Below are 14,327 nucleotides of genomic sequence, written 5' to 3'. Positions count from 1 at the left end.
GCCTTTCTAAATAGCTTTGTTTTTAAAAGTTATTTAGAAAGGCGGCCTCTAGAAAGAAATGTCATTTTACTTCTGGAGGCCGCGATGAACGCAAAAGGACAGGCTGGTATCCCTGGCGAACTGTGTAATTGGATAACATTTTTAGCCAAAGCGCTACCCCCAAGATCAACAGGCACCTTTATTGAGCTGTTGATCGGGGCGATGTTGACGCCGACAGGATTTGTCACGGATGCGTATTTGATGCTGACGATGCGCAATCACTGGACGAGTTATTACAAATGGTTGCAACAGGGAAAATGGTCCTGGTTGGCGCTGGCACGGCAATTTATGCGGCTGGTGTTAGCGAGCGTGACACACGATGTGGTCCATCTGGCGATTGATGATACAGTAACGTTGCGCGCTTCGAACAAAGCACCAGGCAGCCGGATTCACCACCAGCATGGCAACAAGATCAATCTGCCTGCATTTGTGCAAGGCCAATGCTGGGTCAATCTGGCAATCATCACTCGTCGAGCCAGCAAGGAGCCGGTAGCGCTGCCATTACTTTCCCGCTTGATGCCAGCTGGTAGCCACACCGGCAAACTGGCTGCAGCTAATACGCTGGTGCGTGCTGTGCAGAGCCTGTTGCGAGGTTTGAGGGTGCGTGTATTGATGGATAGCTGGTATATGCAGCAATATGTTATCAGCACGATGCTCAATCGCGGCTTTGATGTAATTGGTCAGGTCAGAAGAGATACCCGTCTATATGATCTACCTGCGCCGAGGCTGAAGAGCCAACGGGGGCGAAGCCGGAAATACGGCGAGAAGCTTACGCCCGAACAGGCTGAGCAGTTGCATCGTTGGGTTGCTACCTTGCCTATCTATGGTAAAGAACAACGTGTCCGTTTGCGCTGCACCCTGGCAAAAGTGCGCTTTCTGAACGGTCAGTTGGTTCGGGCCGTCTGGTGCGAGCTTGAAAATGACCATAAGCCCGGACAATGGAAAACAGCCAGTCTTCTGTTAAGCACTGACACCACGTTAATTGCGGAACAGATCGTAGAAAGCTATAGCCTGCGCTGGTCGATTGAACCCAGTTCAATCAATTGAAACAAGCCTGGGGAATGAAAGAGGCATGGCAGCAAACACGACAAACACTTCACCGCTGGGTACACATTACCATGGCAGGCTACGGCCTGGTCCAGCTATTGAGTTGCTTGAACAGCTGGCAGTAGCGGCACTGTGTCAGCATTCCCCATGGCGCAAGCATCAGCCCCAAACTGCCGGGCAGATTCGTACAGGACTGGCCAATATTTTAAGGCATGTTGCTATTCGGTCATGGTGGAATGCAAAATGTAAAAAATTCATGCCACCAGATTGGAATAAAAACTGGAATTCAAGATGTGAACAAAGCAACAGCATGTAATACCACAAAAAGATCAAGCGCATTACATTCTTCAAGTTGGAAAAAATTCCAACTGTGGGAGATGGTTTACTCTAAACTCTAGAAAGTGTAAATAAACCCACACGTACTCGTGCGGGCCGTCAACCTCTGCCAGATCACCTGCCACGCATTGAACACTATTACGAACCACCATCCTGTCAATGCAGGCAATGTGGCCGTGATCTGGTCAAAATTGGCGAAGACATCACCGAACAGCTGGATGTGGAACCGGCAAGATTTTTTGTCCATCGTCACATTCGTGCGCAATATGCGTGCAAAACCTGTGAAACAATCACCGCAGAGCCTGTTCCACCGGCTGTGATCGATGGTGGTATGGCCGCGCCCGGCTTTGCTGGCCTGGGTGATGACTAGCAAATATCTGAACCATCTTCCCCTTTACCGTCTTGAACAAATCGCTGCGCGTGAAGAGGTGAGGTTATCCCGCTCCACCCTGGCCGAATGGGTGGGCCGTGTTGGTGTCGCCTTGCAACCGCTGGTAGATCGCCTGACCTGGCATCTTTTACAGGGCAGCACGCTTCATGCTGACGAAACCCCGGTAGCTCAACTTGATCCCGGCAATGGCAAGACTCGTAAGGCTTATTTATGGGCCTATCGCAGCAATGATCTGGAGGCGGGGCCGCGCATCATCCTCTTCGACTATCAAGCCGGCTGCAGTAGGAGGCATGCACAAAACTTCCTGCAAGACTGGCAAAGTCATCTGCTGGTGGATGATTACGGGGGATACAAACCCTTATTCTCATCAGCCTTGCCCTGCACTGAACTAGGCTGCTGGGCTCATGCGCGCCGTAAATTCTTCGAGCTGCACCAGGCCAATAACAGCTCCATGGCCATGGAAGCATTGCAACGCATCGGCATGCTGTATGCCATTGAGGCCGAAGGCAAACACCTGACGATCGAAGACCGTCAACAACTGCGTGCAGAAAAAAGCCTGCCCGCACTCAATGCACTGCATGACTGGCTGCTACAAACCCGCTCACAAACTGCCAACGGCGGTGGCTCTGCCAAAGCGTTGGACTATACCTTGAAACGCTGGCCAAGTCTGATTCGTTACGCACAAAGCGGTCATCAGCCCATCGGTAGAGTCGAGATGTGGCGCGGTGGTCTAAGGCTTGGCCTATCTGTTTCCGCCTCTTTCGTCTGGCGGTGCCTAATGAGCCTTGCCATCACTTCGTCTCCACATCCCGCTCGTCAAACCGGACGTGCGGATTTCCCGCATCCGGCTTTCTTTCGACCCTCAGGCCTTCGCATTCAGCAGGTCATTGCGAGCAAGCGGCAGCCGGTAGAGTCTCAAGATATCGTACAGGTACTCGTCAGGGTATTGGCGATACCCCGTTCCCCGCTTGCCGTGCTTACGCATTAACCAGATTCGCAGTCGCCGCTCTGTATAATCCCGGATATTCCGGTAAATTTTGCTGACCGGTCCTTGATTAAAATAGTTGGCCCAACCCCGGATTATCAGATTCAGTTCCGCAATCCTACTATCCACGCTGGACGCGTTCCAACGCGACGACGTGACGTTATGAATACCTGCTTTAACCGTTTGATCGCTTTCTTGGAAGGCCGTGTGCCCCAATAGGGACGTCCGTTTTTGCCGTAGAATTGGCCCAAAGTATAACCGAGAAAATCAAAATGCTCGTCAGGTAATTTGACTAGCCGAGTTTTCTTCTCATTGACCATGAGTCCCAGTCGCGACATGAGGTGACGCATCGCGGCCATTGCTTTCTCCCCACATCCGTTTGGACAGAGGATTACCAGATCATCGGCGTAGTTGACTACTTCCGCTCGGAGTCGTTGGCCAAAGCCGAATTTCTGCCAGGCCAGAAGGAAACGTCGGAAATACAGATTACTCAACAAGGGAGAAATGATCCCCCCCTGTGGTGTGCCTCGTTGTTTGTCCTTGGCTTCGGTGGTTCGGCGTTCGCCGCGCTCGTCGCGTTCAATGACAGCGACCTTCAGCCATTTCCGGATCACTGACAGCACAGTACCATCGCTCACCCGGCGGCTCACGCAGCGCATCAGCTCGCCATGAGGAATCGTGTTGAAGTAATCGGATAAATCTCCGTCTACCACTTCCCGCTTCCCCCGTTGAGTAATGCCGAAATGAATCGCCCTAATCGCCATCTTGGCATCCAATCCTGGGCGAAATCCATATTGCCGCGGCAATAGGTCGACTTCGAAAATCGGACCTAAAACCAGCAGTACTGTCATCTGCACCACTCGATCCCGAATCGTCGGAATGCCCAAAGGGCGCTGTCCCCCCTGGGCTTTGGGTATCCATACGCGCAGCAAGGGCTGGGGCTGATAGCCACCCACCCGCAACTCCTGCTGCAATCTTTCCAGCCACTCGTCCACCCCTTGGCCCTCGATCTGCTTGAAACTGATGCCGTCGTAGCCCGGCGCTCCACGATTCGCGCGGCAACGCCGATAAGCGACCTGCAGTACATCGGCCCGGTAGACCTTGTCCCATAGACTGTAAAAACGAAAGGCTGGTTCTGCCTTGGCTTTCGTCTGTAATGAAGTCTGTAATGTCTGAACTTTACTCATCAAGGTTGGTAGACTCACGTCAATCCCCTCGCTCTTATTACTTTCCTCATCGCGTTTCGAAACAGGGCGCCTTCGCTCTTCCGGCATTACCCGGCCTCAACACTAATACACGCCCATCCGTCATCCCCATTGGCCGGCTCCATCCCTCACAGGATCATCGTTGTCCGTTGCCACCGGACACCCTTGAGGACTTCCCTTGTTGCGCATCTGATCTCTCCCATGCGTGCTGTCACTACTACCCCGGTGGGATTCTTGAGGCTAAGTCGCTCAGCTTCCACAAGAACAACGGCCTTCCCCGTTATTGTGGCGGGTCGGCTCCCACGACGACATTTCGAGGCCTGCTCAGTGTTCACTCTCGTTACGGCCCGCATGGCCCGTTGATCTCCCGGGGAGACCTTTTCTTGTAGTGCTTCAGCCCATTTGTTACCTCCTGGACCGCTACAAGTACTTCCGGCTGGAGCGATAGTTAGTCAGGTCGGATTTGCACCGACGAATCAGATGCGCCTTAGCAAGGCACACACAACAACCCGGTGGAAAATGCTATCCGTCCCATTGCACTGGGTAAAAAAATTGGCGATTTACCGGCTCAGAGCGTGCCGGCCAACGCGCAGCCGCTATCCAAACCCTGTTCGGTACCGCTCAACTCAATGGACTGGACCCATCTGCATGGCTCAAAGATACGCTCATTAAACTTCCCGCCTGCCTAATAGCCGTATCGATGAATTGTTACCCCTAACACCAGAGTTCATTAAATCACTAAGCCAGAGAGAATGACAGGTGGTGTCGTTGAACGATTACTGTTCTCTTATATTTGCTCAGAGTGAATGTGTTGATTGATATATTCTTTCATTAACTTAGCAGTTTCATCCAGAGCAATTTTTTCCTCATCATTCAGTTCAGGATGCAAATGTCGAATAATACCGACACGGCCGACCACTAATGGGATGCTGAAACAATTGTTTCGGATACCATTCCACTCATCGAAATATGTACTTAACGGCATGGTTCTGTGGTCGTCGTACATTATAGCTTTAATTACTTCGCAAGTGGCTGTTGCAATTGCATAATTGGTGTATCCTTTTAAATTATAGATGTTCATACCGGCATGATTCACTTCCTGGAAAATACGACGATGGCAGGGAGTGTCGGCAATTCGTTCGCTGCCAGCAAAGGCATTGCTGAAAACGGGAAACTGGCTTGGACCATGTTCACCCAATATATAAGCGCGCATATCATCCGGGTGAATCAGTTCTTCGGCAGAAAGCAGAGCTCTGAAACGGGCAGAGTCAACTAATGTTCCAACTCCCATAACCTTGGAAGGAGGAAACCTGGAGAGCTGGGTTGTAAGATAAGTTAATACATCGACTGGATTGGTGATAATGATAAAAATAGCCTGAGGATTTTTCTGCGTTAAAGAGGGTATTATCTGCCTGAACAGTTTTACGTTTCCAGGTGCTAATTCCATGCGGCTAGTCATTTGGTTATTTCCTTGCACGGATACTGTGATGACAAGAATATCGCAGTCCTTCACCTCATCAATGGCACTGCTTTCAATTATCATTGGCCGTTCGCAAAACGATAGCGTATGCTGTAAGTCCAGCGCATCCCCTTGCGCTTTCGTGACATTCCGACTCGCCAGAACCAGATGGTTGCACAGACCTTTCAGTGCTACTGCATAAGCGATTGACGAACCAACATGCCCGATGCCGATAATGGCTAATTTCATTTGTAATTTTCCTCAGAAGTTCGGTTAGTAATAGTGTTAGCTGCTATGCATAGATTTATCCTCAAAGTGTTGTAACCCATATTCTTCGGGTTTCAGTCGTTGCTGCTTAGTCGCTACGGTTATGACGTAGAGTATATATGACGTGAGTTCGACATAAGAATCATCACATCACGATTGGAAGAGCTTGAGGAAGTCTGATATTAAGGGAGGGTTTCTTCTCGCGAAAGGTGTAAGCCACCAGTCCGGCTATCAGATTAACAAAAAAGTTAACTGGGCTGCGATGGCGGGAATGCTCGATTTGCGAGATATTTTTCAATGGGTCATTGACGGCTTCAATGATCGAGCGTTTACGTAACAGCAGCTTGTCAAAAAGTGGCAGCAGCTTGTTTTTCATATTCTTGCGTACTTTGGTGATGAGCTGCACGCCTTGCTCCCAAAGTTGCTCAAAGAGTGACTGCGAGATATAACCCCGGTCACCAAAGAGCTTGCCAAATAAGGAGCGCGTTAACTCTGGTACCGGGTCACGGTCATCCACATTGCCCGCTGTGATTTTGACTCCCAGCAATTCCCCCTGGTCATTAATGACCAGGTGCAACTTGAACCCATAAAACCAATCCACACTGGTTTTTCCCCGAGCAGCAAACTCTGCCATTACTTTATGCGACCCAATACGGCGATTATGGCACACGCTGATCTTAGTCGAATCAATGAAGCTGATCCCACTGCATTGCCCAAAGCGACTGGTCAGAAAACAGCACAAAGGCACCAGGCTACCTTGCAACAGCTCCACAAAGCGGTGGTAACTCACCAACCCTGGAAAATAATCGCGCTGATACCTCAACACGTAATTCAGGTAATAGTGTTTAAACGTCCGGTAGCCGGATAGATGAAACCCGACCATGATGGTCATGATTTCGCTTAGACACAGCGCTCCTTGCCGCCGACGCTGTTTCAGCGATGACTCTAATAAGTGCTGCTCCCATGTGGTTCAAACTCTTTACAAAATTCGTCACTCTCACAAAAAATCGTTGTAGTACCCATTGAAATCTGACTTCTCTCATGATGAAATTCTTTCCAGAACCACTTCATCATAAGGAATTCAGATTCCTTTTACAGCTTTTTTTATATCGAACTCACGTTAAATAATATTATCTTGTTCGATCTGGCGGTTGATACACCGGTACTGTGGGAGGAGCAGTGGATGCGTATCAAGAGTGCTCTATCTACATGAACTGAAGAAGTATTTTGAATAAATGATCAGTAAAGGAGGTACTCGGTATTGGTATTTAATCAGAATATCTGGCTTTTAAAGGAATAGCCTAGAAGGCAATGACTTTTGCAGTCCGGTAGCAAGAAGAGGTGCTATCGGACTGTATTAACTGATGATGAGCCGATTTACTTCGGCGAACCAGCTGCAATCACGATAAGGTTTACTCTGTAGCAGCATTTTGTAACGTTCGGGCAAATCGCGCGCAATGGTCTGGAATTCCTGTTTATCCTGCTCCGTGAGAATGATCGGACCGATAAACGGGGTTGGGTTGCGGTACAAATCCAAGTTGAATATCGGCTTGTGCGGCAAGCCAAAAAAGTCGACCATATTTTTTAACACCGCTTCCTCTTTCAGTGCCACATCAACATCAATAAAAAACACCCGGTCTTGCCAGTGATGGTCTCGAATCAGCTGCGTCGCCCGATGCTCGATCTCCATCCACTGTAATACATAAAACTGAAAACGGCTGAGAGATACCGGATAGTGCCGGAACACTTCCTCCTTCCCGGTCAATGCCCATCGAAACAAGCGCTCACCGGTATCATTTGTATAATCGACAAAAGGAACATGCAGCTTGCGTATCATCCGATCGCGCACATATTCGCTTTTCGCCACCCGCAGCGGATGGCGCACCAGATGGATAAAGCCCGGATTGTTCAGCAGCGTTCCGGCATGGCGGTTAAATGCCTTGAGGAAAGCATGATTGGATTCAAAATAGAACGGCGTCTTGCGGCTGGCGATAAAACGGCATTTGCGCTCCAGCACCGGCAATAATGCGCAGTCGTTATGTTGCGTCTTCCATGCAATTGGCTTGCCGAACAATGTGGGATTGCCAAACGTAAAATAAGGCTCGTGTGTGCTGTAACACTGCGTGATGTTCTTGATGAAGAAAGCGGCGAGATAGCTTGTACCGGATCGGCCGCTGGCGAGAGTGAAGAGTGTCAACTTATCGTACATGTGACGAAATAAATATTGATGTGCGAAGTGGATCCCAATTTTTGGACAGGAGCCTTAGTAGTTATTTTCCGGGCCATCAGCCTTGCCCGGTACCAGCTTTGGCTTTTTATAGACATAGTCCATGCGGTATAAAAGCTGGGTGATGCCGCTTTCGCTGTAGCAGACACCCCAGATTTGTTCAACATAATGCGCGATTTCTTGGCAGTCAGATACAGATTTTTATGTAAATGCTGATCTAATGCTTGTCTCTCGAGCTCATTCAGAAAAGACTGGCTACCGCCAGCTTCAAACTTCTGTAGCGCAGGCAAGCCTCCCCCTTGCGATAACGCTTATAGTGATTACGCGCGGTTTCCCAATCAATCAAGAGCGCTTCAGCCACTTGAGTAACCGACCAGCCTTTACCTAATAGGCAGACCGTTTTTAGTCAGTCAGCATTGCGCTTGTCTTTGGTATGCTGGTGCGCCACCTCTAAATTCACAATTGCTTGTGCAGTGAGCGGATAATGTGATGACATATCAAAATTCTAATATATTCACAGCTATGCCGCACTAACTTAAATCAATTTTTGATGCACGAGAAGTATAGCATTGCTCCTCTACTGTTTTGGCTGTTCTCAATAATTCTCGAGCCAAGACTAACTGATCTATTCCATTCGTTTTTCTTGCCATGATTCTTTTCCTGCAATGTATGGCTATTTATCCTATTTTTTTGCTAGGTGAATAATCTATTTGTATACAAGTATTTCTGCCTGTCATCAGCTTGATTCAATAATTTTATATTAATGTTTTTAATTTTTTCTTCCTCATCATTTTATTGTATCTGCAAATGAAACAATTAATTTCGTTATTTACTACTTATCTTTTGTTATAAGTATAGATACCATGCATCATAAGAATGCAATAATAATAAGATGAATAGGGTTAATACAATAAAAACCATAGTGTTATCATGAGTAATATTAAGATAGATCGTCTGGAGTTATCACGTGAAGCGCCATATTGGAGAGCTATACTGATCATAAGTTTGGTTCCCGCAAAGAACGTATTGCTAACATGGTTATACTTGGTGAACTAATGACGTATCTTGTTTGATAAAACTTTAATAGAGGAATGGGGGTGGGCTTAAGTAAGTTGATGGAGGTGTTATGATGAAAAAGCTGTCTTTATTAATGATTATTTCGATTCTTGGTTTCTTAACCGGCTGCGCACAAATGAGCCCAATAGGGAGTGTACAGGGTAATGAATTTTTTAGTGCTAAATTAGCTAGCATAGATCCTCACAATCATGATGCTCTTGCTAAACATTACGAAGATGCAGCCAACGGAATGAAAGCAAAACTACAAACCGAGAAGAAGCTGCTCGAAGAATATGAAGAGCACAATTACTATTATGGACGAAAAGGGCAAGACTTGCGCTCGCATACCTGGGCTAATATCAGGCATTTAGAGAAATCTATCAAAGAGAATTTGAAAGAAGCTGCTGTTCACCGAAAAATGGCACAAGATCAACAAAAACAAGATCTAAGTTTATTAACTGAATAGGTCGTATATCCTCAATTGAATTAATAAATATTTAGAAAAAATATCTAAATTCCAGAAACAAGGCATCCTGAAACGGCCGCGCTATCACTTGCAGATACGCAGCTTTTCTTTTTATTTGCCTTTATTTTCACGCTACGCTTCGCTTGACTTATACTGCTTGTCTTTAACCTTATTGATATAAAAAGTTAAGGTGGCAGCTAATACCAAAATAAAGACAGCTGACTTGCCACATAAATATCTATAACTTATATAGTTCCTATAAATTTATTTACCTCAAACTATTACTTGTCCACAATTTTTGTGGATAACTTTGTGGGTAAGTTGTAAATACTGTAGCTAAGATCGTTATTTGTAATCATCTTTTCTAGATCGATTAAATTTTAAACACATAATGATATGCTTTATAATCAGCAACTTGTAATTTTATTGTTGATTCCTGTAGTTTTGATTGATGTGAGTTGCTTTTTAAAAAGCAATGTGGATTACTTCGAGATGTCAAGAAAATCTTCAATTCTATAGCATGCATTCCTACCGGAAGTGTTGAGGTTCTGTCAAATAATGCCTTGGAATAGTTAATAAGCGATATTGATGAAACGTTTCTCTGGAAGAGATAACTACTCGTGAGACCGTTGACAAGAGCTACGTCAGTCGCATGAGGCTAACTTGATCACGCTTCACCAGATATCATCGCTGCCATTCTGGACGATGCCTTGTCGAATCAACTTACCCTTTTTGATCTGGCAGTTGGTCCGCTGACGTAATGGTAGCAGCAGGTGAGGATCAAATGAATATCAGGTATAGGAATTTTTGCAGTCTTTTCTAAGATAATAGTTGAGTCATTTCCACTTTCATCAAAAATAGTTTTTTAACCGTATCAAGAGCAAGTTTGACTATTTATCCAGTTGTACCGTATATTTCACTTTATTAGTAAGGCATTTCATTTTCCAATCACTTGGCTCTTGGAATTTAGCAAGCGTTTTGGCGCTACTGCAGGCAATATGGTCATTAACGCCGTTTCAACGCGCAAACCGCACAGACCATGGAGCCCATCATCCTCAACTAATAGATAGAGTTTAAGGGAGGAATCATGAATGCAGAGAAGCAGAGTCCGCTGCCGGCACCCAATGAGTTACACGTCACCGACCAACCCGTCAGGCACATCAGCAATGAGACAGCAAAGAAGCTGGAGGAGGGAACAGCCCTATGCCTATCCGGCGGGGGCTACCGGGCGATGCTGTTTCACATTGGAGTGCTCTGGCGACTCAACGAGGCAGGTATACTTGCCAAGCTAAACAGGGTTTCCAGTGTTTCCGGCGGGTCCATTACCGCGGGGGTACTCGCGATGAACTGGCAACACCTGACCTTCAACCAGAACGGGGTAGCCGAGACGTTTGTGCCGCAGGTGGTGGATCCTATTCGAGCGATGGCAAGGGAGAGCATCGATTTGGCCTCCGTACTCGCTGGCATCGGACTCCCATTTACGTCGATCTCGGACCGTGTCATTAAAGCCTACCGCAAGCATTTATTTGCGAAAACGACTCTCCAGGACTTACCGGATGAACCCACATTCGTGATCAATGCAACCAACCTCGAGTCGGGCGTACTCATGCGGTTCAGCAAACGATACCTCGCTGATTACAGGGTGGGCCGGATCAATCATCCTGATCTCTCGCTAGCTGTTGCGGTTGCTGCTTCCTCGGCGTTTCCACCGTTTCTGTCTCCCTGCACCATCGACCTGCGCCACGAGAAGTGGGTCACTGACCAGGGTAATGATTTGGCCGAAGATGACTTCCGCGATGAGATTCAACTCAGCGATGGAGGGGTGTATGACAATTTAGGGCTGGAAACCGCCTGGAAACGTTATTCCACCATCCTGGTCAGTGATGCGGGCAGTCATCTGGGAGCCGACTCAACTCCACCGACTGACTGGGCACGACACACGCTGCGCGTCCTCGACGTCATTGACAACCAGATTCGCTCCCTGCGCAAGCGCCAAGTCATCGATTCATTCAAGAACGGCAGCCGCAGTGGGATGTACGTCGGCATTCGAAGCAACATCCATGACTATCCGGTAGCCAGTCCCATCCCTGTGGACCTCGACCTAACCCGTAAACTTGCAGCGATACCGACACGACTGGATGAAATGGACGATGATCTCCAAGAGCGCTTGATCAACTGGGGTTACGCTATGTGTGACACCGGGCTTCGTTCACACGTGATTCCGGGCGAGCAGCCTGGGCGTCTTCCTTATCCAAAACGACCGCTGGATAGGGAACAGCCGTGAAGCCAGATAGCATGGCCACTCTTGGCCCGAATCGGCCGATAGTGGCCTGCCCGAACGCCGGATGGTTTCGTCCATTTAAAGCCTTGCGCTCTTCCAAGATAATCGAGGTCACTCTATTTTGAATTTTGAGCGTTAGGGTTTTATTCATTTTTTTTTGATTCTTAGCTTACTTGCTTCCTGACTGACCTAGGGTCTGTTGACGTCTTAAAGTAAATATTTCATAAATAAAAGCAAGCTCGTAATATTGGAACACTTGAAGATTCTGTTCCCAGAGGCTATTGATAACAAGAGCAATTTGTGCATGACGATAAAAGGTGTGCTATACCGTATGCAGGTAATAGTGTGATGGCTCTTATGTCAACTCACGTTATTTAACAAGACGCCTAAGTGATGAAGATGTGGTGTTATGAACTAACTATGCATCCATTTCACCAAGATGAAAGGGAAAATCGCAGTATGCTTACAGAACAGCAAATCATCGCTAGTGAACGCCAGGAACTAATGAAATTGCTGGCTAAAGTTCCATTGCGGTCAGTTGATGAGAACGTACTCATTGCGTCGTGGAATATCGCACAGTTTTCCGACAAGAAAAAAAAGTGAAGTGGTACCCAAAAACTGTACAGGTTGTTAAGCTCTGGCAGAATTAAAAAGGAGCTTAATAACAATGAGTAAAAAGCGCATACAATATTCGAGCGAATTCAAAGCAAAACTAGCGCTGGCAGCGATACGTGGTGATGAAACTGTCCCCCAATTAGCAGCGCGTTATAATGTACATCCCACGCAGATCAATAGCTGGAAACGGCAACTCATTGAGCAAGCTGCCGAGCTGTTTTGTAAAAATAATACTGCCGCCAATAAGGAGCAGCCTACAACAGATGACCTGCACCGGGTTATTGGTCAATTGGCGGTAGAACGCGATTTTTTAGCAAGAAAGCTCAATCATTAAGTCTTGTAGAACGCAAAGAGATGATTGAGCCCCATGGCAAACTTAGTCAAACTCGTCAATGTCAGCTGCTGGATCTGGCGCGCTCAACTTATTATTATCAACCGCAACCAATCAGTAATGCTGATCTGGTTCTGCTGCGCATGATGGATGAACAGTACTTAAAGACGCCACAATATGGCTCACGCAGTTATGCTACCTGGTTTCAACGCCAGGGAATCATGTTAGGGCGCAAGAAAGCCTCTTCCTTAATGAAGACACTCGGTATTGTCAGCATAGCTCCAAAACCCAGGACCAGCATCTCAAGCAAACAGCATAAGGTCTATCCTTATCTGCTTAGAGAACTTGTCATTAATAAACCCAATCAGGTTTGGGCTGCCGACATAACCTATGTCCCCATGGAGAAAGGCTTTGGCTATCTGGTTGCCATCATCGACTGGCATTCGCGTAAGGTGTTGAGCTGGCGCTTGTCCAATACCTTGGATACTGACTTTTGTACTCAGGCGCTGGAGGCAGCCATCCAGGATTATGGCTGTCCACAGATCATGAATACCGACCAGGGCGTACAGTTTACCAGCGAAGCATTTACCTCCATACTAAAAGATCATCATATTCAGATCAGCATGGATGGCAAGGGGTGCTACTATGACAACATTTTTGTTGAACGACTTTGGCGGACAGTTAAGTATGAGCTTTTATATACCAGAGAATTCAATAATCTGAAGGAGATAAAGCAGAATTTATCCACATGGTTTGAATGGTACAATCAAGAACGATTTCATCAAAGCCTTGACCGTCTTACGCCTGATGAAATCTACTATAGTGATCCAAGAATTGATCGGGTTGCCTGAACCTGTTTAACTATACATATCAGAGCTGAACTTTCTTTCAGGTTGTCCAGTTACAGGGAACCACATCAGGAGCTTCTACCTGGCAATTACAAGATTCTCGTGTCTGACCCTACCGGGAACAACGAGCGAATGGCATTTCTCTACGATAAGCGAACTGTAATCAGTACCGAGTTGGTCTGTGAAATAGCCTTCAATAGAACAATCACCAATCCAAATGTATTTCAGTTTCAACGATCACCCTATTGCGCATCATTCTGCGCTGGACGATTTGATTTTACACTTGTTTCCGTCCACATTGCCGAAGGATCGCGTCATGGAGAGTTCGGTACCAATCTACGGGAGCAAGAAAAAAAGGAATTAGTTAAATTCATTAAACGCGAGGCTAGGCGTGCGCAGGACACAGTATTTGATCCTGATTTCTTTTTGGTTGGCGATTTTAATATTCAAACTGATGGTGATCGTTTCTTTCAGGCACTCACCGGTGGAGATGAGCCTCGCTTTAAGATGCCAGACGCTATGAACAGCCTGGGAACCAATTTTGACCAAACGAAGACCTTCGATAAAATTGCCTGGATACCGAGTGACGAGTTTGAGTTCGCCGGTAAGTTTGGCGCAATTCCTTTCGGTAAGGTGCTCTATCAGGAGCTTGGACAACCAAAAAATGCAGCACGCAAAGAAATTAGCGATCACCTGCCGCTTTGGGCCGAGTTTCGCGTTACGGAATTAACAAATGAGTTGGACCAAATTATCAATCAGCGATGATAGTGTGGT

The 14,327-nt window shown here is 47.0% G+C and carries 12 protein-coding genes and 4 pseudogenes; 9 read left to right on the top strand and 7 right to left on the bottom strand.

Features of this window, described 5'->3' with window-relative positions; genetic code table 11:
• Positions 1-84: 84 nt before the first annotated feature.
• Together AAW31_RS06895 and tnpC are read left to right on the top strand one after the other, a co-directional pair.
• Positions 85-1,402, top strand: a pseudogene (locus AAW31_RS06895) (IS701 family transposase).
• 96 nt (positions 1,403-1,498) lie between these two features.
• A pseudogene (gene tnpC, locus AAW31_RS06885) lies at positions 1,499-2,516 on the top strand (IS66 family transposase); the annotation flags it as partial.
• Positions 2,517-2,675: 159 nt separating this feature from the next.
• Here tnpC and AAW31_RS23505 read toward each other — a convergent pair.
• From AAW31_RS23505 to AAW31_RS23080, 3 genes are all read right to left on the bottom strand, one after another.
• A complete protein-coding gene (locus AAW31_RS23505) occupies positions 2,676-2,927 on the bottom strand; it encodes a group II intron maturase-specific domain-containing protein (RefSeq protein WP_392390574.1) in 252 nt (83 codons plus the stop codon).
• Positions 2,903-4,003 (bottom strand): reverse transcriptase domain-containing protein, encoded by a 1,101-nt coding sequence (locus AAW31_RS06880; RefSeq protein WP_200899731.1) that lies wholly within the window; start codon positions 4,001-4,003, stop codon positions 2,903-2,905. The genes AAW31_RS23505 and AAW31_RS06880 overlap by 25 nt, the downstream gene beginning before the upstream one ends.
• Positions 4,004-4,131: 128 nt before the next feature.
• The gene (locus tag AAW31_RS23080) at positions 4,132-4,263 is read right to left on the bottom strand and encodes a hypothetical protein (protein WP_258920405.1); all 132 of its coding nucleotides are present in this window, start codon (positions 4,261-4,263) and stop codon (positions 4,132-4,134) included.
• A 243-nt stretch (positions 4,264-4,506) separates the two neighbouring features.
• Between AAW31_RS23080 and AAW31_RS20500 the strand changes: the two are divergent.
• Positions 4,507-4,759, top strand: a pseudogene (locus AAW31_RS20500) (transposase domain-containing protein); the annotation flags it as partial.
• 31 nt (positions 4,760-4,790) lie between these two features.
• Here the strand turns inward: AAW31_RS20500 and AAW31_RS06870 are convergent.
• The 4 genes and pseudogenes from AAW31_RS06870 to AAW31_RS23500 all read right to left on the bottom strand — a co-directional run bounded on the left by AAW31_RS06870 (position 4,791) and on the right by AAW31_RS23500 (position 8,133).
• Positions 4,791-5,711, bottom strand: coding sequence for a malate dehydrogenase (locus AAW31_RS06870; protein WP_046849678.1), 921 nt, complete (start codon positions 5,709-5,711; stop codon positions 4,791-4,793).
• A gap of 163 nt (positions 5,712-5,874) precedes the next feature.
• A pseudogene (locus tag AAW31_RS06865) lies at positions 5,875-6,752 on the bottom strand (IS982 family transposase).
• A gap of 334 nt (positions 6,753-7,086) precedes the next feature.
• Complete coding sequence (locus AAW31_RS06860; protein ID WP_046849676.1) at positions 7,087-7,938, bottom strand: hypothetical protein; 852 nt, start codon at positions 7,936-7,938, stop codon at positions 7,087-7,089.
• A 54-nt stretch (positions 7,939-7,992) separates the two neighbouring features.
• Positions 7,993-8,133 carry a helix-turn-helix domain-containing protein gene (locus tag AAW31_RS23500; protein ID WP_082110554.1) on the bottom strand — a complete coding sequence of 47 codons (141 nt, stop codon included), beginning with the start codon at positions 8,131-8,133 and terminating at the stop codon, positions 7,993-7,995.
• Between the two features lie 949 nt (positions 8,134-9,082).
• On the opposite strand from AAW31_RS23500, the gene AAW31_RS06850 reads away from it, so the two are divergent.
• From AAW31_RS06850 to AAW31_RS06825, 6 genes are all read left to right on the top strand, one after another.
• Positions 9,083-9,478 (top strand): hypothetical protein, encoded by a 396-nt coding sequence (locus AAW31_RS06850; protein WP_052752122.1) that lies wholly within the window; start codon positions 9,083-9,085, stop codon positions 9,476-9,478.
• A 1,087-nt stretch (positions 9,479-10,565) separates the two neighbouring features.
• Entirely contained in the window at positions 10,566-11,762 is a 1,197-nt protein-coding gene (locus AAW31_RS06845; RefSeq protein WP_046849674.1) for a patatin-like phospholipase family protein, read from the top strand.
• A gap of 417 nt (positions 11,763-12,179) precedes the next feature.
• Complete coding sequence (locus AAW31_RS06840; protein WP_046849673.1) at positions 12,180-12,362, top strand: hypothetical protein; 183 nt, start codon at positions 12,180-12,182, stop codon at positions 12,360-12,362.
• 64 nt (positions 12,363-12,426) lie between these two features.
• Complete coding sequence (locus AAW31_RS23495) at positions 12,427-12,708, top strand: IS3 family transposase (protein ID WP_036503716.1); 282 nt, start codon at positions 12,427-12,429, stop codon at positions 12,706-12,708.
• A 20-nt stretch (positions 12,709-12,728) separates the two neighbouring features.
• A complete protein-coding gene (locus AAW31_RS06830) occupies positions 12,729-13,556 on the top strand; it encodes an IS3 family transposase (protein WP_046848692.1) in 828 nt (275 codons plus the stop codon).
• A gap of 129 nt (positions 13,557-13,685) precedes the next feature.
• Entirely contained in the window at positions 13,686-14,318 is a 633-nt protein-coding gene (locus AAW31_RS06825) for an exonuclease/endonuclease/phosphatase family protein (RefSeq protein ID WP_046849672.1), read from the top strand.
• The last annotated feature ends 9 nt before the right edge of the window (positions 14,319-14,327 follow it).

The sequence above is a fragment of the Nitrosomonas communis genome (assembly GCF_001007935.1).
Classification (GTDB): domain Bacteria; phylum Pseudomonadota; class Gammaproteobacteria; order Burkholderiales; family Nitrosomonadaceae; genus Nitrosomonas; species Nitrosomonas communis.
Note: the sequence above shows the minus strand (reverse complement) of the source record. Positions and strands in the feature narration are given on the sequence as shown.